This window comes from Pseudomonas sp. NY5710 (assembly GCF_013305665.1).
Classification (GTDB): Bacteria; Pseudomonadota; Gammaproteobacteria; order Pseudomonadales; family Pseudomonadaceae; genus Aquipseudomonas; species Aquipseudomonas juntendi.
In genome coordinates, this window is sequence record NZ_CP045554.1 from 3106258 (window position 1) to 3129111 (window position 22854).

The 22854-nt window shown below is 62.1% G+C and carries 23 protein-coding genes; 8 read left to right on the forward strand and 15 right to left on the reverse strand.

The features are described from left to right. Positions 1-15: 15 nt before the first annotated feature. Both GEV39_RS13995 and GEV39_RS14000 read right to left on the reverse strand, forming a co-directional pair. On the reverse strand, positions 16-1464 hold the full coding sequence (locus GEV39_RS13995) for an aldehyde dehydrogenase (protein WP_173889807.1): 1449 nt from the start codon (positions 1462-1464) through the stop codon (positions 16-18). A 72-nt stretch (positions 1465-1536) separates the two neighbouring features. Beyond that, positions 1537-2367, reverse strand: coding sequence for a p-hydroxycinnamoyl CoA hydratase/lyase (locus tag GEV39_RS14000; RefSeq protein WP_009685852.1), 831 nt, complete (start codon positions 2365-2367; stop codon positions 1537-1539). Between the two features lie 198 nt (positions 2368-2565). Between GEV39_RS14000 and GEV39_RS14005 the strand changes: the two genes are divergently transcribed. The 3 genes from GEV39_RS14005 to GEV39_RS14015 all read left to right on the forward strand — a co-directional run bounded on the left by GEV39_RS14005 (position 2566) and on the right by GEV39_RS14015 (position 4824). Next, complete coding sequence (locus tag GEV39_RS14005; protein WP_173889809.1) at positions 2566-3036, forward strand: MarR family winged helix-turn-helix transcriptional regulator; 471 nt, start codon at positions 2566-2568, stop codon at positions 3034-3036. A gap of 101 nt (positions 3037-3137) precedes the next feature. Beyond that, entirely contained in the window at positions 3138-3908 is a 771-nt protein-coding gene (locus GEV39_RS14010) for an SDR family NAD(P)-dependent oxidoreductase (protein WP_173889811.1), read from the forward strand. Between the two features lie 151 nt (positions 3909-4059). Next, entirely contained in the window at positions 4060-4824 is a 765-nt protein-coding gene (locus tag GEV39_RS14015; RefSeq protein WP_173889813.1) for a hypothetical protein, read from the forward strand. Positions 4825-4873: 49 nt separating this feature from the next. Here GEV39_RS14015 and GEV39_RS14020 read toward each other — a convergent pair whose 3' ends face one another. From GEV39_RS14020 to GEV39_RS14045, 6 genes are all read right to left on the reverse strand, one after another. Further along, positions 4874-5098 carry a hypothetical protein gene (locus tag GEV39_RS14020; protein ID WP_173889815.1) on the reverse strand — a complete coding sequence of 75 codons (225 nt, stop codon included), beginning with the start codon at positions 5096-5098 and terminating at the stop codon, positions 4874-4876. A gap of 279 nt (positions 5099-5377) precedes the next feature. After that, the gene (locus GEV39_RS14025) at positions 5378-6451 is read right to left on the reverse strand and encodes an aldo/keto reductase (RefSeq protein WP_173889816.1); all 1074 of its coding nucleotides are present in this window, start codon (positions 6449-6451) and stop codon (positions 5378-5380) included. Positions 6452-6566: 115 nt separating this feature from the next. Beyond that, positions 6567-7475 (reverse strand): glutaminase B, encoded by a 909-nt coding sequence (gene glsB, locus GEV39_RS14030; RefSeq protein ID WP_173889818.1) that lies wholly within the window; start codon positions 7473-7475, stop codon positions 6567-6569. A 150-nt stretch (positions 7476-7625) separates the two neighbouring features. Beyond that, a complete protein-coding gene (locus tag GEV39_RS14035) occupies positions 7626-9200 on the reverse strand; it encodes an aldehyde dehydrogenase (NADP(+)) (RefSeq protein WP_173889820.1) in 1575 nt (524 codons plus the stop codon). A 35-nt stretch (positions 9201-9235) separates the two neighbouring features. Beyond that, positions 9236-10225, reverse strand: a complete 990-nt coding sequence (gene araD1, locus GEV39_RS14040) for an AraD1 family protein (protein WP_173889822.1) — start codon at positions 10223-10225, stop codon at positions 9236-9238. 31 nt (positions 10226-10256) lie between these two features. After that, positions 10257-11564, reverse strand: a complete 1308-nt coding sequence (locus GEV39_RS14045; protein WP_173889824.1) for an MFS transporter — start codon at positions 11562-11564, stop codon at positions 10257-10259. Between the two features lie 185 nt (positions 11565-11749). On the opposite strand from GEV39_RS14045, the gene GEV39_RS14050 reads away from it, so the two are divergent. After that, a complete protein-coding gene (locus GEV39_RS14050) occupies positions 11750-13483 on the forward strand; it encodes an IlvD/Edd family dehydratase (RefSeq protein WP_173889826.1) in 1734 nt (577 codons plus the stop codon). Positions 13484-13659: 176 nt separating this feature from the next. Beyond that, on the forward strand, positions 13660-14382 hold the full coding sequence (locus GEV39_RS14055; protein WP_173889828.1) for a FadR/GntR family transcriptional regulator: 723 nt from the start codon (positions 13660-13662) through the stop codon (positions 14380-14382). Positions 14383-14402: 20 nt separating this feature from the next. Here the strand turns inward: GEV39_RS14055 and GEV39_RS14060 are convergent, their stop codons facing one another. The 6 genes from GEV39_RS14060 to GEV39_RS14085 all read right to left on the reverse strand — a co-directional run bounded on the left by GEV39_RS14060 (position 14403) and on the right by GEV39_RS14085 (position 19369). Then, the gene (locus GEV39_RS14060; RefSeq protein ID WP_173889829.1) at positions 14403-14702 is read right to left on the reverse strand and encodes a hypothetical protein; all 300 of its coding nucleotides are present in this window, start codon (positions 14700-14702) and stop codon (positions 14403-14405) included. Positions 14703-14959: 257 nt separating this feature from the next. Continuing rightward, the gene (locus tag GEV39_RS14065; RefSeq protein WP_173889831.1) at positions 14960-15358 is read right to left on the reverse strand and encodes an NUDIX domain-containing protein; all 399 of its coding nucleotides are present in this window, start codon (positions 15356-15358) and stop codon (positions 14960-14962) included. A 355-nt stretch (positions 15359-15713) separates the two neighbouring features. After that, positions 15714-15977, reverse strand: a complete 264-nt coding sequence (locus GEV39_RS14070; protein WP_009685869.1) for a hypothetical protein — start codon at positions 15975-15977, stop codon at positions 15714-15716. 195 nt (positions 15978-16172) lie between these two features. After that, complete coding sequence (locus tag GEV39_RS14075; protein WP_249414276.1) at positions 16173-16865, reverse strand: lipopolysaccharide kinase InaA family protein; 693 nt, start codon at positions 16863-16865, stop codon at positions 16173-16175. Between the two features lie 250 nt (positions 16866-17115). Beyond that, entirely contained in the window at positions 17116-18171 is a 1056-nt protein-coding gene (locus GEV39_RS14080; protein WP_173889833.1) for a zinc-binding metallopeptidase family protein, read from the reverse strand. A gap of 253 nt (positions 18172-18424) precedes the next feature. Then, positions 18425-19369, reverse strand: a complete 945-nt coding sequence (locus tag GEV39_RS14085) for a GlxA family transcriptional regulator (protein ID WP_173889835.1) — start codon at positions 19367-19369, stop codon at positions 18425-18427. A gap of 105 nt (positions 19370-19474) precedes the next feature. Here GEV39_RS14085 and GEV39_RS14090 point away from each other — a divergent pair, with 105 nt between their 5' ends. Genes GEV39_RS14090 through GEV39_RS14100 form a run of 3 tightly spaced genes read left to right on the forward strand, consistent with a single transcriptional unit; the run spans position 19475 to position 21616 of the window. Next, entirely contained in the window at positions 19475-20269 is a 795-nt protein-coding gene (locus GEV39_RS14090; protein WP_173889837.1) for an SDR family NAD(P)-dependent oxidoreductase, read from the forward strand. 25 nt (positions 20270-20294) lie between these two features. Beyond that, a complete protein-coding gene (locus GEV39_RS14095; RefSeq protein WP_173889839.1) occupies positions 20295-21059 on the forward strand; it encodes an SDR family oxidoreductase in 765 nt (254 codons plus the stop codon). Between the two features lie 38 nt (positions 21060-21097). Continuing rightward, positions 21098-21616, forward strand: a complete 519-nt coding sequence (locus GEV39_RS14100) for a carboxymuconolactone decarboxylase family protein (protein WP_173889841.1) — start codon at positions 21098-21100, stop codon at positions 21614-21616. Between the two features lie 195 nt (positions 21617-21811). Here the strand turns inward: GEV39_RS14100 and GEV39_RS14105 are convergent, their stop codons facing one another. Beyond that, complete coding sequence (locus GEV39_RS14105) at positions 21812-22528, reverse strand: hypothetical protein (RefSeq protein WP_173889842.1); 717 nt, start codon at positions 22526-22528, stop codon at positions 21812-21814. Positions 22529-22854 lie beyond the last annotated feature (326 nt).

Consider the following 22854-nt stretch of genomic DNA (forward strand, 5'->3'; position numbering starts at 1 on the left):
CCCATTGCGTGTTGCTCAGATGGGGTAATGCCGGGGGCCCTGTTGCAAGGTAACCCAGCGCAACTGGGTGAACTGGTCGATGGCCGTGCGGCTGCCGAAGCTGCCATAACCGCTGGACTTCACCCCGCCGAAGGGCATTTGCGCTTCATCGTGCACGGTCGGCCCGTTGATGTGGCAGATACCCGATTCCACGCGCTGGGCCAGGGCCAGCGCCCGGCCGGTGTCCCGGCTGAAAATGGCTGAAGACAGGCCAAACTCCGAATCGTTGGCCAGTTGCAGCAAGGCCTCGTCACCTTCGGCGCGCAGCACTACAGCCACCGGCCCGAACGACTCCTCGCGGTACAGGCGCATGCTGCTGTCGACATGGTCGAGCAGCGACGGCTGCAGGATGCTGCCGTCCAGCTGGCCGCCGCAGACCAGGCGAGCGCCCTTGGCCACGGCATCGTCGATCAGCGCCTTGATGCGTTCGCCCGCCGCACTGCTGACCAGCGAACCGAGCACCGAGTCGCTGGCCTGGGGGTCGCCAGCACGAAGCCCGCTGACCTTGACTGCCAACTTATCGACAAAGGTATCGGCAATGCGGCTATCGGCCAGCAAGCGCTCGGTGGACATGCAGATCTGGCCCTGGTTGAAGTAAGCACCAAAGGCCGCCGCTTCGACCGCGGCGTCCAGGTCGGCGTCGTGCAGCACCAGCAACGGCGCCTTGCCGCCCAACTCCAGCAAGGCCGGTTTCAGGTGGCGTGCGGCCAACTCGCCGACGATGCGCCCCACCTGGGTGGAGCCGGTAAAATTCACCCGCCGCACAGCGGGGTTGGCAATCAGGCGTTCGACCACCGCTGGCGCATCCTCCGGGGCATTGCTGATGACGTTGACCACGCCGTCGCCCAGCCCCGCATCCTGAAGCACCTGGCCGATCAACCGGTGCACCGCCGGGCTCTGCTCCGACGCCTTCAGCACGACGGTATTGCCGCACGCCAGGGGCATGGCGATGGCGCGCGTGGCCAGAATGACTGGGGCATTCCAGGGCGCGATACCCAGCACCACCCCGCACGGTGCGCGCAAGGCCATGGCGAAACTGCCAGGCACATCCGAAGGGATCACCTCGCCGGTGACCTGCGTGGTCATGGCGGCGGCTTCACGCAGCATGTTGGCCGCCAGCTTCACATTGAAGCCGTACCAGTTGGCCATCGCCCCGGTTTCACCGGCCGCAGCGATGAACTCGCCGGCGCGTGCCTGCAGCAGGTCTGCGCCGGCCAGCAGGCGGCTACGTCGCTCACTGGGCGCCAGCGCTGCCCACGCCGGGAATGCCGCGCTGGCGGCTGCCACAGCGGCATCGGCATCGCCCAGCGAAGCCGCGGCCGCCTGCGATACCACTTCACCACTGACCGGGTTGCGTCGCTCGAAGGTTCGTCCATCGCTGGCGGGGCACGACCGCCCGCCAATCAGCAAAGGCACCTGCAACATGCTCATTCCTCTCGTTGTATTCATGGGCACTATTCGCGGGCTGCCGCCAGGGGCGGCGCGGCCCGCTGGCACTCAACGCTTGTAAGCCTGCAGGCCTGGCTTGATGCTCTTGTCGTCGAGGAACTGCTTCATGCCCTGCTCGCGCCCCCCTTCGGTGTCCAGCAGGCGGGACTGGTCAAGCTTGGCATACAGGTAGTCTTCGTTCTGCTCCCAGGTCAGCTCGCGGCAACGCTTGAAGCCGTTCTTGGCGGCACGCAGCACCACCGGGTTTTTCTCCAGCAGGTTCAGCGCCAGTTCGCGGGTGGTTTCGCGCAGTTGCGCCAATGGCACGCTTTCGTTCACCAGGCCCATTTCGGCCGCCTTTGCCCCACCGAAGGTCTTGCCGGTCATGATGTAGTACAGCGACTGACGGTGGCCCACGGTATCGGCCATGGCCTTGCTGACCAGGTTGCCGGGCGGGATGCCCCAGTTGATTTCCGACAGGCCGAACGTGGCTTCGTCGGCACAGATGGCCAGGTCGCAGGCCACCAGCGGGCTGAAACCGCCGCCGAAACACCAGCCGTTGACCATGGCGATGGTCGGTTTGGCGTACATGCGCAGCAGCTTCCACTGCCACTGCGAGGCATCGCGGCGGATTTTTTCCTGAAGGATTTCCGGCCCGGCGTCCACCTCGCGGAAGTACTCCTTGAGGTCCATGCCGGCCGTCCACGACTCCCCGGCACCGGTCAGGACCAGTACGCCAGCCTCGGCGTCCTGCTCCAACGTTTCCAGCACGTCGATCATTTCCCGGTTCAGGGTGGGGCTCATGGCGTTGCGTTTTTCTGGCCGATTGAGCGTGACCCAGGCAATGCCCGACTCCAACTCGACTTTCACGGTAGCCCAACGGCCTGCGTATTTGCTCATGGTTCTGCACTCTTGTTGTTCGGGGTGATGCCTTCAAGCTAAGGGAGCAAATTAGTTATGTCAATTAACTATTATGAAAATTATCCTTTGCAGCATTTCAGCCACCGCTCTTTTTCACCTGCCCTCCTCTAGCCGGATCCTGCCAAGGCAGGCAAACTAGGTAACTTTCTTACCCATGCCCCAGGAGCCATTCACCCGATGGGAAGGTCTGCCCGCACTACCGATACCGCTGCCACCGCCGTTTCCGGGGCGGATGTCGTGCTTGAAGACTTGATCGGTTATGCCCTTCGCCGTGCCCAGTTGAAGCTGTTTCAGAACTTTATCGGCCGGCTGGCTGCCCATGATCTGCGCCCGGCGCAGTTTTCGGCGCTGGCGGTGATCGAGCAGAGCCCAGGGCTGATGCAGGCGGACCTGGCTCGCTCGCTGGCCATCGAGCCACCCCAGGTGGTGCCGCTGTTGAACAAGCTGGAAGAACGCGCCCTGGCCGTACGGGTGCGCTGCAAACCGGACAAGCGCTCGTACGGGATTTTTCTCAGCAAGGCCGGTGAAGTACTGCTCAAGGAGTTGAAGCAGATCGCCAGCGACAGCGACCGGGAAGCGACCGCGGCACTGAATGACGAGGAGCGCGAGCAATTACTGCGCTTGTTGACCAGGATCTACCAGGCGTAAAACCTGTGAGCCGTGCTACCGCGGTACTGCTGCCGGTAGCGCATGATCTGCAATGACCCGGTGTACTCATTGGGAGTACCCCGCAGTGCCGAGGGCGCCCCATGCACCTGATCCCTGGATTGACCGGGCAAGCCAATGCCCTGATAGGCGGCGCCAGCCAAGGCATCGGTCTGGCACTGTGCCAGGCCTTGCTGGCCCGCGACGATATCGACCTGGTGTGGGCGGTATCGCGCAGTGCCAGCCGTAGCAGCGCATTGCTTGCGCTGACGGCCGCACACGGCCAACGCCTGCGGCTGGTGGATTGCGATGCACGCGACGAGGCGGCCCTCGCAGCACTGGCCAGCACGGTCAGCGCTGGCTGCAAGCACCTGCACCTGGTGGTGAGCACGCTGGGCATTCTGCACCAGCAAGGCGCCAAGGCGGAAAAATCCCTGGCCCAGCTGGACCTGGCCGGGTTGCAGGCCAGCTTCGTGACCAATGCCTTCGCCCCCATTCTGCTGCTCAAGCACTTGCTACCCCTGCTGCGCCAACAGCCGGCCACCTTTGCCGCACTGTCGGCGCGGGTGGGGTCGATCGGCGACAACCGCCTGGGCGGCTGGTACAGCTACCGCGCAAGCAAGGCGGCGCTGAACCAGCTGTTGCACACGGCAAGTATCGAGCTGCAACGCCTGAACCCGGCGGCTACGGTATTGGCGCTGCACCCAGGCACCACCGATACCGCGTTGTCGCGCCCATTCCAAAGCAATGTGCCGCCGGGCAAGTTGTTCGAGCCGGCGTTTGCCGCTCAGTGCGTGATCGACCAGGTAGGCCGGACAGACCCAGCCGACAGTGGCAGCTTCTGGGGATGGGACGGCCAGCGGATCCCGTGGTGAGCCGCTTCGGGCTGCAGGGCCGGCCCGAGCCTTGACCCCGGCCCTTGCGCCGCCGCATGCTCGCAGGCTTGCCCCCACGTACAAGGAACGATTGCATGCTGCTGCAGCCCCTGGCCACCCACACCGAGCTGGGCCTGGGCCCATTCGCGCAATGACGCTGTTGTACCTGAAGCTAATCGTCACCCCTTTGCTGATGTGGGCCATTTCCCTGGCGTCGCGCCGATGGGGCGGCCTGCTGGGCGGGCTGTTGTCCGGCATGCCCATTACCTCGGCACTGGTCATGACCTTCCTGTGCCTGGAACAGGGCAGCACCTTTGCTGTAGCTGCAGTGCCTGGCGCACTGGGCGGCCTGGTGGCGGTGCAGGCGACGTACTGCTGCTTCATGTGGAGCACCCGTCGGGCAGCGCTGGTACCCGCCGTACTGCTGGCGTTGCTGGCCTACGGCCTGGTGGCTTACGCATTTACCCACTGGGGCAACCTGCACCTGTCGGTTGCCGCAGCGCTGGTTCTGATCGGGGTGCTGATACGCGCCAGTGGTCGCGAGCCCAGCCCGGACATGCTGGCCCGCCCCAAGCACCGATACTGGGAAATTCCACTGCGCATGGTGGCCGCGACCAGCCTGCTGATGCTGACCACAAGCCTGGCCGACTGGCTGGGCCCGGCAACCAGCGGCATGCTGGCACCGATACCGGTAATCGCATGGCCGCTGGTCGTGTTTGCCTACCTTCAGAATGGCCGGCCCGGAATGGCCGCGATGGTGCGGGGCAATGCGATTGGCGCGGTGGGGGTGATCGCGTTCTACCTGGTATTGGCAGCACTGCTGCAAGCCTGGGGCGCCGCGGCTGCCATCGGCCTGGCAATCGCCAGTGCCGTGGTGCTGACCATAGGGCTTGCCGCCGCATTACGGCGGCGCTGAAGTTCAGCCTGCCACGCCAAGGGGTGGCGGGCTCACCCGGTGGGCTTGGTCACGCCACGTCGATTTGGGTCAGCCCCATTACTTTGGCCTGGGCCAGGACTTCTTCCGGGCTGGCATCAGCGGGCGGCATCAGCAAACTGTTCTCGCCGTCGCCGAAGTGCAGCACCATCAGGTGCAGCGCTGCCTGGTGCAGGGCAAGCTCGGTCTGTTCGAGCTCGAAGGTGTGGGTGCAAGGCTGGCCATTGAGTTGATAGCGGACCGTATAGGCGTGCATAAGAACCTCTTGATTGAACAAGGACTCAATACCTGACCGGTCGGGCAGAAATTAATTCAGGTAAATAGCGGCCGCCTGGCCCTTAGAACCAAACGACCGCCAGGTTGGCGCTGCCCTGCGTTTACTCGGCGCCCGGCGGTATGCCTTCCTTGTTCTTGTCTTTCAAACGGGCCTTCTCCTCTTCCGTGGAATGGGCTGGCACTTGGGTCTGCTGGTCTTTCTGCTGCTCGGCCATGGGCATGTCCTCTTCGATGGTGGCTGAACGATTACCGGCACTCGTCACGGTTGCTGGAGCTGCATCGTTTTGCGGTGCAATGCGATGAATGGCGCCTCGGCAGGGTCGATGCGGTCCATCTCGGCCGCGATCCGGTGCCAGTAGGGATACTGGGGCGCGATCCGCGTGGCCTGTTCCATCTGTTCCAGGTCTTCTGGCAAAAGCACCAGCTCGGTCGCCTGCAAGTTGTCATGCAACTGCTCGAAGCTGCGCCCCGCCGTGATCACGCTGGTGATGCCTGGGCGGTCCTTGAGCCAGGCCAGGCATACCCGTGCCGGCGAGCAGCCATGGCGCTGGCCGATGGTGATCAAGGCTTCGATGATGTCATAGGCCCGCTCGCGATCATGCACGTAGGGTTCTGGCCAGTCATTGCCCTGGCGGGTGCCCTTGGGGGTCTGCTGGCCGCGCCGCACCTTGCCGGTCAGCAACCCCTCGCCCAAGGGCCCCCACACCAACGTTGCAACCCCTTGGTCGATGGCCATGGGCAGCAATTCGTACTCGGCTTCGCGCGCCTCGGGGGTGTAGTAGATTTGCTGCGATACCGGCTGCTGCCAGCCATTCACGCGCGCGCTGCCCAGGGTTTTCATCATTTGCCAGGCGGTGTAGTTGGACGTACCGAAGTAGCGGATCTTCCCGCTCTGCACCAGGTGGTCCAAGGCCGCCAGGGTTTCCTCCACTGGCGTCATACCATCCCAGTTGTGTACCTGGTACAGGTCGATATGGTCGGTACCCAGGCGCTTGAGGCTGGCCTCGCAGGCGCGAATCAAGTGGTAACGCGACGCCCCGCTGTCGTTGGGGTTGTCGCCCATCGGGCTGCGCGCCTTGGTCGCAAGGATGATCGACTGGCGGCGCTGGGCCAGCGCCTGGCCAACGATTTCTTCGGCAAGGCCGTGCGAGTACAAGTCGGCCGTGTCCACCATATTGACGCCGGCATCGAAGGCCATGTCGAACATGCGCCGTGCCTGGTCGACATCCACGCTACCGGTTTTTTCGAATGCGCCACGCCCGCCGAACGGGACCGTGCCAACCACCAGCTCCGAAACCAGCAGGCCAGTGTTGCCGAGTGCGCTGTATTTCATGGGCTACCTCCATTGCATAAGACATGCAATACCGACGGCCCATGGCGCTGAAACGTTCAATCAGGTTGGCCTAACCGGCTGGGGCAAGCGACCACGCGCAAGGCCAGCCTGGTATTCAGAACACCGACCAGCCAATGCGTGCGCTCAGCAACTCCAGCGCGGCCATGCCCGCCAGCGAGTTGCCCGCCGCGTTCAGCTCCGGCGACCACACGCACACGCTGAACTGCCCCGGTACGATGGCGACGATACCGCCGCCCACGCCACTCTTGCCCGGCAACCCTACCCGGTAGGCGAAGTTGCCTGCCTCGTCATACAGGCCGCTCGTGGCCATGATCGAGTTCACCTGCTGGGTCTGGCGACGGCTGAGGATTTGCTGACCGCTGTGTTTGCAAAAGCCATCATTGGCCAGAAAGCAGAATGCCCGCGCCAGGTCCAGGCAATTCATGCGCAGTGCGCAGTAGCTGAAGTAACTGCGCAGCACCGTTTCCACCTCGTTGTGGAAGTTGCCAAACGACTGCATCAGGTAAGCCATGGCCGCATTGCGCGCGCGGAACTGATACTCCGAATCGGCGACGCGAGTGTCGATCTGGATGTGCGGGTTACCGGACAGGCGCCGGACGAAATCGCGCATCGACAAGGTTGGCGCAGCGAAGCGCGACTGGTTGATGTCGCAGATGACCAAGGCCCCTGCGTTGATGAACGGGTTGCGCGGGCGCCCGCGCTCGAACTCCAGCTGCACCAGCGAGTTGAATGGCTGGCCGGACGGCTCATGGCCAAGCCGCTCCCAGATCGCTTCACCCGAATGGCCTATCGCCTGAACCAGGCTGAACACCTTGGAAATGCTCTGCACCGAGAACGGTTCCAGGGCGTCGCCTGCACAGTAGTGACTGCCATCGTTGCTGTAGACGGCGATGCCCAGTTGCTTGGCCGGCACGTCGGCCAGCGCAGGAATGTAATCGGCAACTTTGCCCGTGCCGATCAAGGGGCGTACTTGTTCAAGGATCTCGTTCAACAGCGTTTGCATGGCGGGCCCTGGTTCAGTCCCCCTCGACGACGGCGGGGGTCGCATTCTTGACGCCGAGTGCGTGAAGGAAATCACACATTTGGCAACAAACTCCCCCGTCGGCGCCGTGCGCCCTGCAAGGCGTGGGCTGCCGCCATGCTCAAGCCAGCGTCAGCTCAATGCCTCACGGCTGTGCTGGCCGTCGACCAAGCGCTGCAGCCCCAGCGGGTTGGCATTTTTCAGCGCATCGGGCAGCAGCGCATCGGGGTAGTCCTGATAGCACACCGGGCGCAGGAAGCGGTCGATGGCCAAGGAGCCGACCGAGGTGCCACGGGCATCGGAGGTGGCCGGGTAGGGCCCACCATGCACCATCGCTTCGCACACTTCGACACCGGTGGGGTAACCGTTGAGCAGCAGGCGCCCTGCCTTGCGCTGCAGCAGCGGCACCAGCGTGGCGAACTGCTGGAGGTCTTGCGGCTCAGCGATCAGGGTGGCGGTGAGCTGCCCGTGCAACGCTTGCACAGCGCGGCGAAGCTCGGCTTCGTCGGCGACTTCGACCAGTACCGTGGCAGGCCCGAACACTTCTTCCTGCAACAGTTCGTCACCGTTCAACAGCAGGCTCGCATCGGCCTGGAACAGCTGGGCCCAGGCTTGGTCGCCAACCTGCTCGGCACCGGCCAGGTGGCGCACGCCTGGGTGCTGGTGCAGGCGCTGCACGCCACTGGCATAGCTGCGCAAGGTGCCGGTATTGAGCATGGTTTGCGCGGGCTGGTCGGCCAGTTGCGCAGCCAGCGCCGCAGTGAAGGCGGTGAATGCCTCACCGGCAATGCCAATGACCAGCCCGGGGTTGGTGCAGAACTGCCCGCAGCCCAGCACCACCGACGCCGCCAGCGCCTCGGCCACCTGCTCGCCGCGCGCGCGCAACGCCGCGGGCAAGACCAGCACGGGGTTGATGCTGCTCATTTCAGCGAACACCGGAATCGGCTGCGGGCGTGCTGCCGCCAGGTCACACAGGGCCCGCCCGCCCTTGAGCGAACCGGTAAACCCCACCGCCTGGATGGCCGGGTGGCGCACCAACGCTTCACCCACACCGCTACCGTAGACCATGTTGAACACCCCGGCAGGCATGCCGGTCGCCTGCGCCGCCCGCTCGATAGCTTCGCCTACCTGCGCTGCCGTGGCCATATGGCCGCTGTGCGCCTTGACCACCACCGGGCAGCCAGCGGCCAACGCTGCTGCGGTGTCGCCGCCGGCAGTGGAGAACGCCAGGGGGAAGTTGCTGGCACCGAACACGGCTACCGGCCCTACGCCGGTACGGTATTGGCGCAAGTCCGGGCGTGGCAGTGGCTGCCGGTGTGGCTGGGCGCGGTCGATGCGCGCCGCCAGGTAATCGCCGCGGCGCAGTACCTTGGCGAACAGGCGCAGCTGATTGCTGGTTCGGCCGCGCTCGCCCTGGATGCGCGCAGCAGGCAAGGCCGTTTCGCGGCACACCGTGGCGATGAAGCTATCGCCCAACGCATCCAGCTGGTCGGCAATGGCATCGAGAAACTGCGCGCGACGCTCGGGCGCCATGCCGTTGTATTCGACGAATGCCGCTTCGGCGGCCTCGGCACCGGCAGCCACCTCGCCAGGGGTGGCCTGGGTGAAGACCCCCGGCAAGGCTTCGCCGGTGCGGGCATCGAAGCTTTGCAGGTGAACGCTGCCAGCAGCGCTGCGCTGGCCGCCAATGAAATTGCTTGCAGACATGGTTGACTCCTGTAACAAGAAAGAAGGCCTGGCCCTCACAGGCTTTTCACCAGCCCCGGGCGAACCTGCCCGGGCGCTGCGGCAATGCCGTTGCGCAGCGGCTGGCCAAAGGCGTCGAGGCTGATTTCGAAGGTATCGCCCGGTCGGGCCTGCACGCCGTCGGCGAACGACAGTGTGGCGGTGCCGAAATAGTGCACATGCACATCGCCAGGGCGCAGGAACTGGCCGTACTTGAAGTGGTGGTACTCCAGGTTCTCGAAGCTGTGGCACATGTTCTGCTCACCAGACAGGAACGGCTTGCTCCACAGCACCTGGCCATCGCGCAGAATGCAGCTGGTGCCTTCGAGGTGCGCTGGCAACGCCCCCAGGCGAAGCTCCGGGCCAAAACTGCAGGCGCGCAGTTTGGAATGCGCCAGGTAGAGGTAGTTGCGCCGCTCCAGCACATGGTCGGAAAACTCGTTGCCCAAGGCGTAGCCAAGACGGTACGGGGTATTGCCCGGGCCGATCAGGTACAGCCCGACCAGCTCTGGCTCCTCGCCGGCGTCTTCGGCAAAGGGCGGTAGCGGCAGGTCGGCGCCGGGGCGCACCACGATCGCGCCGTCGCCCTTGTAGAACCACTCCGGCTGCGCACCCTCCTCACCCGCTGGCGGCCGCCCGCCCGCCAGGCCCCACTGGAACATGCGCATGCTGTCGGTCAAGGTACCTTCGGCCTGTTGCTGGTGCATTTTGTCGCGGGTGGCGGCGCTGCCCAGGTGGGTCAGGCCGGTGCCGGTGACCAGGCAGTGCGCCGGGTCCGGGTGGTCCAAAGGTGGCAGCACACGGCCCTGGGCCAGCAAGGCCAGGTAGTCGTGCCGCTCACCCAGCCCCGCGGCCTGGACTTCACTGGCCAGATCGCGGCCTGCGGCAATGGCCTGCAAGGCCAGCTCACGGGTGCTGCTGGCGCCCAGCACTTCAAGGGCGTACTCGCCTTCCACCACGCCCACATGGCGTGCGCCGGCGGCGCTTTCAAATTGAATCAGTCGCATGGTTGATGTGCTCGCTTGTCGGTTGCAAAGTTCAGCGGGCGCCTTCGGCGGCCCGCGTGGAAGCCAGGCGTTGGCGACGCTCCAGGCGGTTGTAGACGACGCCGGTGAGCAGCACGCCGAACAGCATCACCACGGCAAGGAAATACAGCCCCGAAGACAACTGCCCGGTGTGTTCCTTGAGCGCGCCGATACCGAACGGCCCCAGATAGCCGCCAAGGTTGCCGATCGAGTTGATCAGGGCGATGCCGGCGGCTGCGCTGGCACCTGAAAAGAACCGCCCAGGCAGCGTCCAGAAGATGGCCGTGCAGGAAAACAGCGCAAACGCCACCACGCACAGCGCGGCCAACTGCAGCACCGGCACCGTCAGCCAGGCACTGAGGAACAGGCCTATGGCGCCCAGCGCACACAGCAGGCCCAGGTGCCCGTAGCGGTCGTTGAGGCGGTCGGAGCTGCGGGGCATGATCAACAGGCCGATGATGCCGAATAGGTAGGGCACCGCCGAAACGAAACCCGTGACCAGATCGCTGCCGCCAAACTGGTGGATCAGCGTTGGCAGCCATAAGCCGAGACCGTAGATGCTCAAGGTGACCGGCAGGTAGAACAGCGCCAGCAACAGCACGCGCCCATCCTTGAGCGCATGCAGCGGGTTGCCATGGCGGGTCTGGCCAAAATCACGCAGGTCGTTGGCCAGTTGCTCCTGTAGCCAACTGCGTTGTGCCTCGCTGAGCCAGCGCACCTGGGCAGGCCCGTCCGGCAGCAGGCGCAAGGTAGGCCAGGCGAGCAGCACCGCCGGGGTGCCGATGCAGATGAACAGCCACTGCCAGCCATGCAGGCCGTAGCTGCCTTCCAGCCCCAGCAGCGCGCCGGAAAGCGGCCCGGTGATCAGCATGGCCAGGGGCTGCGAGAGGATGAAAAAGCCCAGGATCTTGCCGCGATGCCGCACCGGATACCACTGCGTTATGTAGTACAGCACCCCCGGAAAGAAGCCCGCCTCGGCTGCGCCGAGCAAGAAGCGCATCACGTAGAAGCCATTGGGCCCGGTCACGAAGGCCATGCCGATGGTAATTGCACCCCACGTCACCAGGATGCGGGCGAACCAGCGTCGCGCGCCAAAGCGATCGAGCAGCAGGTTGCTCAGCACTTCGAACAGAAAATAGCCGATGAAGAACAGCCCGGCACCCAGGCCATAGGCTGCGTCACCCAGGCCGATGTCGGCGCCCATGTGCAGCTTGGCAAAACCCACCGCCGAACGATCGACGTAGGCCACCAGGTAAAGCAGAACCAGAAAAGGGATGAGTTTCAGTGTGATCAGGCGGACAAGCCGCTGCTCCTGAATCATGGCGATGTCTCCAATTGTTCTTGTAATGAGCACAGCACCCGGCCGGGGCTTTTTGGCAGACCGCTAACCTGGCGACAGGATCATATAGTAATACTATTTGGAACAACAAGCCTTCACATGCGCGATTTCACGCAGTACAGTTAGGCAATAGCCAACTAATAGTAATACTAATAAGGTCTCCCGATATGTCTGACGCCAAACGCCCCCTGCGCTCTGCCCAATGGTTCGGAACCGCCGACAAGAACGGCTTCATGTACCGCAGCTGGATGAAGAACCAGGGCATTCCGGACCATGAGTTCCAGGGCAAGCCGATCATCGGCATCTGCAACACCTGGTCGGAATTGACGCCGTGTAACGCGCACTTCCGCAAAATTGCCGAGCATGTGAAAAAGGGCGTGCTGGAGGCTGGCGGCTTCCCGGTGGAGTTCCCGGTGTTTTCCAGCGGCGAGTCCAACCTGCGCCCCACCGCCATGCTCACCCGCAACCTGGCGAGCATGGATGTGGAGGAAGCGATCCGCGGCAACCCGGTGGACGCCGTGGTGCTGCTGACAGGCTGCGACAAGACCACCCCAGCGCTGCTGATGGGCGCTGCCAGCTGCGATGTGCCGGCGATCGTGGTGACCGGCGGGCCGATGCTCAACGGCAAGCACAAGGGCAAGGACATTGGCGCCGGCACCATCGTCTGGCAGATGCACGAGGCCTACAAGGCCGGCCAGATCGACCTCAACGAGTTCCTTTCCGCCGAAGCTGGCATGTCGCGCTCGGCCGGCACCTGCAACACCATGGGCACCGCCTCGACCATGGCCTGCATGGCCGAGGCACTGGGCACCTCCCTGCCCCACAATGCCGCCATCCCGGCAGTGGATGCCCGCCGCTATGTCCTTGCCCACCTTTCCGGCATGCGCATTGTCGATATGGTTCGCGAAGACCTGCGCCTGTCGAAAATCCTCACCCGCGAAGCCTTCGAGAACGCAATTCGCGTCAACGCCGCCATCGGCGGCTCGACCAACGCCGTTATCCACCTGAAGGCGATTGCCGGGCGCATTGGCGTAGACCTGCAACTGGAAGACTGGACCCGCGTTGGCCGCGGCACGCCGACCTTGGTCGACCTGCAGCCATCGGGCCGCTTCCTGATGGAAGAGTTCTATTACGCCGGTGGCTTGCCCGCGGTCATCCGCCGCCTGGGCGAACATGGCCTGCTGCCCAACCCCGGCGCGCTGACGGCCAACGGCAAAAGCCTGTGGGCCAACTGCGAGGCCGCGCCGTTATATGACGAAGCAGTGATACGCCCGCTGGCCAACCCACTGGTGGCCGATGGCGGTATCTGCATCTTGCGCGGCAACCTAGCGCCCAAGGGCGCGGTGCTCAAACCGTCAGCCGCCACCCCGGCGCTGATGCAGCACCGTGGCCGCGCCGTGGTGTTCGAAAACTTCGAAGACTACAAGGCACGCATCAACGACCCAGAACTGGATGTAGACGCCAATTCGGTACTGGTGATGAAGTACTGCGGGCCCAAGGGCTACCCGGGCATGGCCGAAGTCGGCAACATGGGCCTGCCGGCGAAGTTGCTGGCCCAGGGCGTAACCGACATGGTGCGTATTTCGGACGCACGCATGAGCGGCACTGCCTACGGCACCGTGGTACTCCATGTGGCGCCCGAGGCCGCAGCAGGCGGGCCATTGGCCGCAGTGCAGGAAGGTGACTGGATCGAACTGGACTGCAAGGAGGGCCGGCTGCACCTGGATATCAGTGCCGAGGAACTGGCCGGCCGGCTGGCCGACCTGCAAGCCCCGCCGCAGTTGATCAACGGCGGGTATGCCAAGCTGTACCTGGACCATGTGATGCAGGCCGATGAAGGCTGCGATTTCGACTTCCTGGTGGGCTGCCGTGGGGCAGCGGTGCCCAAGCATTCACACTGACCAGCCGCACCCCGCCAATGAAGGAGCGGGCTCAGCCAAGTACACCGGCGAAGCCCGTTCCACCCACGCTATTTCCCGCCAACGAAGCCAACTGCTGCAACCTGGCCAAACGGCCGCCGGCCCATCCACTGATGCTATGATGCTCTCCCCCGCTTGAAGGACCACCCGCGCCCCCCATGAATTACCGCCAGCCCTCCACGCGCAAGAGCATGCACACCACTCTGGTACAGGACCTCGGCCTGCAGATCGTCTCCGGTCAACTGGCGCCCGGGCAGAAGCTGCCCAACGAGGCCAGCCTGTGCGAAAGCTACGCGATCAGCCGGCCGGTGTTCCGCGAAGTGATGCGCGCGCTGACTGCCAAAGGCCTGGTCGAAGCCCGCCCGCGGGTCGGTACCCTGGTGCGGCCACGCCATGACTGGCACATGCTTGACCCAGACGTGCTGCACTGGCTGATGCAGGCCACGCCGCAGAAGGACTTTTTCAATACCTTGTCCAGCGTACGCTGGGTCATCGAGCCCGCTGCCGCCGCGCTGGCCGCCACCAACGCTACGGCCGAAGATGTGCAGTCGATCAGCGAAGCGTATCAACGCATGGAAGCCGCGCGCACCCATGAAGAGCGGCTGCAACCGGACCTGGACTTTCACGCACGCATCGCCGACGCCACCCACAATGACCTGCTGGCCTACCTGTGCAACATGTTGTCCATGGCCCTGCGCGAATCGGTGCGCTATTCCAACCAGCGGCCAAACTTCGACCAGCTCGCCCTGCCCCGGCACAAGGCCATTTTGACCGCCATCCAGAACGGCGACGCACTCGGTGCACGCCATGCCTCGCTGGTACAGCTTGAGGATGCCCGCGTGGCACTGAGCAAAGTATTGGGGCAGGACCCGACCAGCTAAGGCAGAAGGCCGCCGGGTGCTTATTGCAGGGCGGCCTTGAGGGGCACGGCAGACACCCCTGTTTCGGCTATCTGCCGCGCACGCATGCTGTCCCAGGCCAAGGCACGAACCAATGAGCGCTTCGGCCAGTCGTCGTAGGCCTCTTCGTGCAATGCCATCCCGGAACGGGCATACACCCCCAGGAACAGCTGCGTGGTCCCCCCGCGCGAAAGCCTGACCTGTACATCTATCCGGCTGCCGTCTGCCAGGGTTTCTTCATGGCTGCGATGGTTCAGCGCAGGGTCGACCCACGCCCAGTACACGTTACCCCTCATCCGCATAGCGCCTCCAGCGATCGAAATTGGCCGTACCCCAAGCCGTGCGGCTTACCCTACTTTGGGATTAAACCGATACAACTGGATCGACCGCCGAGCGTGCGTATGTGCTGCAATTATTTATGAGCCGCATTTGCCATGAACTACCGTCAATTGGGCTGGGTGCGCTGCGTGCACGCTCAGCCCTGGCAACCTGCAGGGGCCAATGATGAACAAGATAGGAGAAAGATGAGACCAGGCGCGATGCCGCTGCGCGGGCGCAACTAAGCGGTCAACGCCGGCAATTGGCTTGATAGCAGCTCAGCGGCCGTAGTATTGAGAATGGCTGGGCTCAGCTTGTCTCTGAGGACCCACTTGCAGGCCACGATCTCATTGCGAGCCACGGGTTTTTCCTGATCATCGACATGCGTAGTGAACACATGGTGAATGGTCGACCCCAACTGTAGGGTGCACAGGTGAAAGAGACCGTGGCTCTCGATGGACGTTTCTTCTTGCAGCTCCCGCGCAGCCGCTGCCACAGGCGACTCGCCCGGTTCGATAGCGCCGCCGGGGAAGTTCCACTTTCCGCTTTTTTTCCGTACCAGCAAGATCCTGCCGCTTCGCAGGCAGAGGACCGTTGCCCTGTCTTTGATCTTGGCTCCGCGCGCCTTCTTGTCCCGCATACACACACTCAGCTCGTCAGTAGGTCCATGCCCGTATCGTTCTAGCCAATAGAGACTTGCTTCCTGAAGACTCACTTTGGGGACGACTCGTTCACCCTGAACGGCACAAATCACACGCTGAGTACTTTATTTTCACCTCAATTTCACGCTTGCAGAGGGACAATCAAGCCATCCCCATGTGAAGCACCTCTAGCCCGACTAGCAGCGGGCTTTCTTTTGCCTGCGAGAAACACAATGCCTTCGGTGTCGAATGAGTCAAAGGCAGTGTCGGCTACCAGTTTTGCAGTTTGAATGAACCTGAGGCAGGCGCGAACGGCCGCAGTACACCACTGCGGCCGTCTCGACGCTGGATAGATTAGGATCTGCCGCGGATGGCCTCGAGGCGATCCCGACCAGCCTGTGTGATGGCGTTCTCCCCTTCATCGCTGATGCGATACCGGCCAGACGCCATCTTGGCGATTGTGAACTGGACCAGACCGCTTTCGGATAGGGCTTCGCCCGCTTCGAAGCTCATTGCCTGTTCCAGGTCGAAGATTTTGATCTCTCCGATTTTGTAGCGGGCGAAGGCTACCAGAGCGTTATCCAATGCTTGTTGGCTGATCTTTCGAGCGACTTCCATTCGACCTCCCAGGTCATGAGAGTCCCGGTCCGTGGGATTGGCGACAACGCACCGGGGGGTTGTTGAAGGCGGACCGTACTATGCCATCAGGGAAGTCGCTACTGGCTTTGCATCCAGGCTGGATGGGTGGGCAGGTCGTGGACGCCGCGCTACGAACAGCCCCGCCTCACTTCCACGTTCAAACACAACGGGCCGTCAAAGCAATACATCGGCGTTTTTGCCGAACGAATGCCTGTAGCCCCGGCAGAACGCCCCCCACTCTTCGCCATCCCAGCCTGACCGACGCTTGACCTGCCGCAAGTCATGACGGGCGGCCTGTTTGGCGCTGAAGCGCCTCCTGGCCTTTTCCAGGTCTAGCAAGGCGACAATCACGCCTGGCGCCCTGAAATCGACGAAGACATGTTTCAGATACAAGCAACCGTGCTGCCACTTTCCAAGATTCAGCTTGCCAAGTGCTCGGCCATACGCTTCAAGGATTTCGAGATAGCGATGATGCCCTAGCGTGTTTTCCAGCTGCCGGGCACGGAAGTCTTCGAGCGACACATAGCCCTCCAGCGCCGCCGTGACCATCACGGCCTGCCACTCTCCCTGGTGTTTATGAATATGGCTGTACACAAGCTCGGGCGTACCCACGCCCAGCGCTGCGGCGGCACGCACAGCCTTTGCCTCGCGTGCAACGGTTGGGTGGCCGAAAGGGTGACGCAGGCTTCGATAGACATGCCCGACTTGCTGCTTTTTATAGAACGTCAGCCCGCCCAGCTCCACCCGTAACACACCGCTCTCACCTCCCCTGCGGACATTAGGCGGCTCTACCCACACGCCGGGAGCGTTGAGAACATCAGCCAGCAGTAACTCGCCAAGCTTCACATCGGTCGGATTTGCAGTCACGGAACACCTTCACGCTTGGCGCCAATTTGGCTGAAATATCTTGAAAACAAAAGTGAAAGTATATGGAAACCGAAGGGAAATCAGGGTGGCAGAACTGACACAACACCTATCCATTCGGCCAACGCCGTGGCGATTCTCATCTTGCAGGCTGTGCTCCAGCCCTCCCCCCTTCCTTTCACCTATAACCGCGCCATACAGGTGCCAGCGAGCTACATTGGCGCCTGGGCGGCATCTGACACCATGGTCAGGCCTATTTGCCGCCACTGCCGGTAAGGAATTGGAATAAGGTCTCGGCGCAGGCGCTAATCCCCTCCAGAAGCACCATCTCAAAGCCATGGGTATTCTCGGTCGGTATCGCAATGCAACCGGCCCGTGCATCGATCCCAGCACTCAGTACCGCACTCGCATCAGACGCAAAATCGACGAGCAGTGCACACTGGGCTTCATGACCTGCCCTTCGGCAGGCGGCGATCAGGTCCTGCACCACAGTGCGGCTGTAGTACCCCTTCTGGTCGCCAGTATTGATGATCGGGTTGGCCGACAGCTCGGTGCCATACTCCTCAAGTACCGGGCCCACCTCAACGGCGATTGTAGTGTCGCCGGGCAGCCGGGACGCTGCATACATGGCGCCGGCATTCGATTCTTCCTCCAGCGTTGTAAGCACGAACCAGACATCTTGCTCGAGTTGTTCTCGCTGCGCGCTCAGCAGCTTCGCACAGAGAATGACAGCGCTTAGCGGCGCTCGGTCGTCGAGAAAGTGAGCGGCAATACAGTCATGTACCCTGAAGGGCTTACGCCAGTGCTGACTGAGCACCACTCGAGTACCAGGCCGAACGCCAAGCGCCTGGAGCTCTGACGGGGTCTTACGGGTGACGATGTGGACATCTTTCCACTGCACATTACCTGCCAGCACGTCTCTTCCATCCGGAGTCCGACCGCTGTTGTGCATTGAGCCGTAGGACAACACCCCGGGCAGGATATGCCCATCGCCCAAGATATCGACAGGACAGACGCCAAAGCTTATCGGTTGCGCGCCACCTAGAGCGAGCACCTCCAGTGAGCCGTTGCTCTGCACATTTTTGACGATCATCGCGATCTCATCGAGGTGGGCCATAACGCGTATGGCCGCCTCTGGGCGACAAGCGCGGGTGCCACGAATCACCCCCACCACATTGCCAGCACGGTCGATGTGCGTTTCGTCACAGAATATGCGCAGCTCGCGATAACAAATGGCCCGTACTTCATCTTCTTGCCCGCCCGGCCCTCGGGCGTTGAGGAGTTCGGTCAGCAATGCCTCGGTTTCCAAAACGTTACCTCCATGTTCGCACGCACATGTATACAAGCCAGCTGGATGTAGACCGAGTAGTCACACGCTACTGCGGAAATTGGGCTCCGAGCGCTGAGATGAGCCCGAAGCTGAATTCGGTAGAAAATGCGAAAGGGATGGAATTCAATTGGATTGATAACCCGCACCGCTGGCGGCAAACCTATCCGCTGCTTGCAGGGCACTTCCAGCGTTTGTCATCGATGGGCACAGCCCCATCGCCAAGGCAGCGCGCCTATCCGATCCGCCTCGCATCACGGCGCACTGCTTGAGGGGGCACACCAAAACCTCGGATAAATACCTCACGCATGTGTCGACGATCCCTGAACCCGGTTTCCCTTGCGACCGTGTCCAGGCTGTGGCGACTCTGTTCGATCATTAGCCGAGCGGCCTCCAGCCGTAGGCTTTCCACCGCTTTTGCAGGAGACTGCCCGGTTTCGGCGGTGAACACCCGGGTGAATTGCCTTGGGCTCAGGTGCGCAACCTCTGCAAGCTCCTCAACACTCAACGCCCTGTTCAAATGCTTGCTTGCATAGTCCAAAGCGCTTTGAATGCGGTCAGACTTGGGCGCCAGGGCAAGCAACTCAGAGTGCTGGGATTGCCCCCCCGACCGGCGCTGGTGCATGACAAGCCTATGAGCTACCGATTTGGCAACCTCCGCCCCCAAATCCTTCTCCACCATCCCCAATACCATGTCCAGACCTGCGGTCATTCCCGCAGAGGTCCAGACAGGGCCGTCCACAATGAAGATCCGATCCTCTTCCACCTCAATGCTCGGGTGCATGCTTTGAAGGGCTTTGGCATAGGCCCAGTGGGTAGTCGCGCGCCGGTTATCGAGCACACCCGCTTGAGCCAGGATGAAAGTGCCGGTGCAGATGCCCGCGATGCGCCTGGCGCTCTGGGCAAACCCCTGTACGCTCGACAGCACCTGGGCAGCGGGAGGCGTAAGCGGCGTGAGTGTTCCTGTGATCATCCAGCTATCTGCAAGCCCTGGGGCATCCAATGCCAGCGTGTCGATGTGCATGCCCAGGGATGACCGAATGATCCCGCCTGATACCGAATAGTTCTGGATCCGGTACACAGGCTCGCCCGCGACCAGGTTCGCGAACTCAAAAACCGCCTGGGTGGCCAGTGACATGACCTGAAATCCGTCTGTGACCAAGTAGCCGATTCGATGCATGACCCCGCTCCATAAGCAATGTCCTAAAACATGACTATAAGCGTCATTTAAGACAAATCTGTTTTTTTGCATCATGGCTCCACACCCAACCAACGGAGCTGGACCATGACCCAGGAATACAAAGGCACCGCCCTGATCACAGGCGCATCCACCGGCATCGGCGCCATTTTTGCAGACCGACTGGCCCAACGTGGCTATGACCTGGTACTGGTCGCCCGCAATCGTGACCGCCTGAACGCGCTTGCCAGCCGCATCACCAACCAGACTCAGCAGAGCGTTGAAGTGTTCCCCGCTGACCTGGCCAACGCAGCGGACCTGGCGCGGGTGGAACGCAAGTTGCGCGAAGACGCCAGCATCAACCTGTTGGTCAACAACGCCGGCATTGGCACACACACCCGTTTGCTGGACAGCGACGTCGAGCGCATGGCCGAGATGATCAGCCTCAACGTCACTGCACTCACTCGGCTGACTTACGCCGCAGTTCCAGGCTTCATCGCTCGCCAACAAGGCGCGATCATCAATATCTCATCGATCGTCAGCCTGGCACCGGAAATGCTCAATGGCGTGTACGGCGCAAGCAAAGCGTACGTCACGGCCTTCACACAGTCACTGCACAAAGAGCTGGCAGACCAGGGGATCAAGGTTCAGGCGGTGTTGCCAGGCGCTACGGCTACCGACTTCTGGGAGATCGGGGGGCTGCCCGTCGAGAACCTTGATCCCAACATCGTGATGTCGGCAAGCGACCTGGTAAGTGGCGCCCTTCAAGACTTCGACAGCGGTGTGCTGATCTCCATCCCGGCCATGCAGGACATACAGCATTTCGAGCGGTACGAAAGCAGCCGCACGGCGCTGTTCGGACACCTCTCCAGCAACAAACTCGCCCCGCGTTATGGCGTTTGATCACTCCATTGAAAGGAAACAAATCATGAAAACCAGCGCCAATACCCTCTTCATCACTGGCGGTACCTCGGGCATCGGCCGCGCGTTGGCCCAAGCGTTCCACCAGCGTGGAAACAAGGTCATCATCGCGGGCCGACGCCAATCGTTGCTGGATGAAATCGCCAGCGCCCATCCCGGCATCGACACCGTTCTGCTGGATATCAATGACCCCCAGCAAATCAAGGATGTGGCACAGGAGGTTATCCGTCGCCATCCCTCGCTGAACGTCATCATCAACAATGCCGGCATCATGCCTTTCGACAACCCTGGCTCTGGCGATCTTGACGATGAGCAGGCTGTAGGGCTGCTGCAGACCAACCTGTTGGGCCCGGTGCGTGTTAGCGCCGCGTTTGTCGAACACCTCAAGCGCCAGCCTGATGCCTACATCATCAACAACAGCTCGGTACTGGCCTATCTGCCACTGGCGGCGACAGCCCTCTACTCGGCAACCAAAGCCGCGATTCACTCCTACTCGCTGTCGCAACGTTTTGCCCTGCGCGATACCAGCGTCAAGGTACTGGAAATAGCACCGCCGTGGGTCGACACCGATCTGATCCACAAAAGTGGTGATGAACGCGCCATGCCGCTGGACGACTTTATCCAGGAAACCCTGGAAAAACTGGAGACAGCAACCACCGAAGTACTGGTTGACCGCGTCGTGCCACTGCGCGCCAACCAAGGGCCAAACGAGCACGAACTGATCAACCAGTTCAATCAGGCGCTGGCCGACAACCCTATCCCTGTGGCCTGAACAGGCACGTATTGGACAACCTGGAAGGAAGCAAAATCATGACCCGAATTGCTGCTTTGCCCCTTGACCGAGCGCCAGCCGCTGCGCGCACTGCCCTTCAGGGCATTGAAAAAGGCTTGGGTTTCCTCCCCAACGCTTTCGCTACCCTGGCTCACTCGCCAGCAGCCTTGGCAGGCTATCTCGCCCTGTCACAAGCACTGAGCAAGAACAGCCTCACACCTGCCGAACGTGAAGTGGCGGCACTGGCGGCTTCTGAAGTTAATGGATGCGACTATTGCGTCGCGGCTCACAGCTTCTTCGGTGGGAAGACCGGACTGAGCGCTGATGACCTGTTGGCAGCGCGGGCCGGCACGCTGAATGCAGTCGCTGCACTGGCTCGGGCTATCACGCTCAGCCGCGGCCAAGTGAGTGACGAGCATCTCTCGAACGCACGGGCAGGAGGGTTGGACGATGCAAAAATCGTCGACGTCATCGCGCAGGTCTCGCTGCTGACGTTGACGAACTACCTGAACAACGTGGCGCAAACAGACATCGACTTTCCACCGAAAGCGACCTGACCTGCCTCAAACACCGCCATGAAGCACGCACGCTCTACTGTAGGAGCGGCCTTGCGTCGCGACCGGACCGCATAGCGGTCCCCTGCTCACCAGCCCCTTACAGCAATGCCAACCTCAAGAAAAAAATCAGCACTCCTGACAAAATTTCCCCGTACGCCCCCAGTAATACATCACCAAGCCAATCTAGCCGAAGGTTCACGGCTTCATCAGCGGCTCGATGCCGATCCATTTCTTCACCGGGTGATAACACAACTGCAGTGGCGGAATCGCCACTGTGCGCCCCTGCACCTGCAAACTGCCCAGGTGAATGGTCCACTTGGAATCAGCGTTCAGCTTGTCCGTCTGGAAGATCACATACGCCGAGCCGTAGCGCTTGTTGTTGGTGAGCTTGGGAATCATCCGGTGCACTTCATCGCTGTTGATGTCGTACGGGGACGGCCTGGCAGCCCGCTCATTCACTGAGGGATAGTCGTAGATATCGTTGAGGCCCACGTACACCTCGGGCCGCGCATTCAGGCGCGAGCCGTCTTCGAAAATGATGTAGGCCTGGCGGCTGTCGTACAGCACCGGAATCGGCGGTTCACCACGTTTTGAGTCGGTGGACGGGCGCTGGCGGTCTTTGTTGTAAGCGATCATCTGCACGAAGAACTCTGGCCGCGGGTATTCCTCGCCTGGGTACTGCACGTGCAGGCCTTGCTCGTAGCGCTTTTCACCCCACTGTGCCGCGTGGTCGTAGAGGTAGGTTTCCAGGTAGAGCGTGGTTTCGCCCTGCGGGCCTGGCACTTTGAACTGGAACTCGGATTCGCAAAGGTCTGCGTAGGCGGCCCGTTCGCGTTTCCAGGGGAGGCACGCGGTGAGTGAGGCTGTGGCCAGCAACAGCAGGAGGGAGGTGGCGCGCTTGAGGTTGGTCATGACCTGCCTTGGTCTGGGTGCGATGGGGGCAGTTTCGGGGGATTCGAGGGCGGAAGTCCATGGTGACCGTTTGCCATCATTGGGACATGACTGGATACAGGGATGGGGGGGTTTGCTTTTCGAGAGGTTTGTTGGGTTGGCAGAACAGAGAACACTGCGAAAATTGACGGCAAATACGGGGAAAGCATCAGAAAAAAGAACTTCCTTGTAGGGCATTTCCCAAAGATACTCCCTGGGCCTGATTTTCGTTGCACACGCAAATCGTGGGACATAGTCTCGATCCGTCGCTGCCAATTCAGCGACCGACCTTGACGGGCCGCTAATTG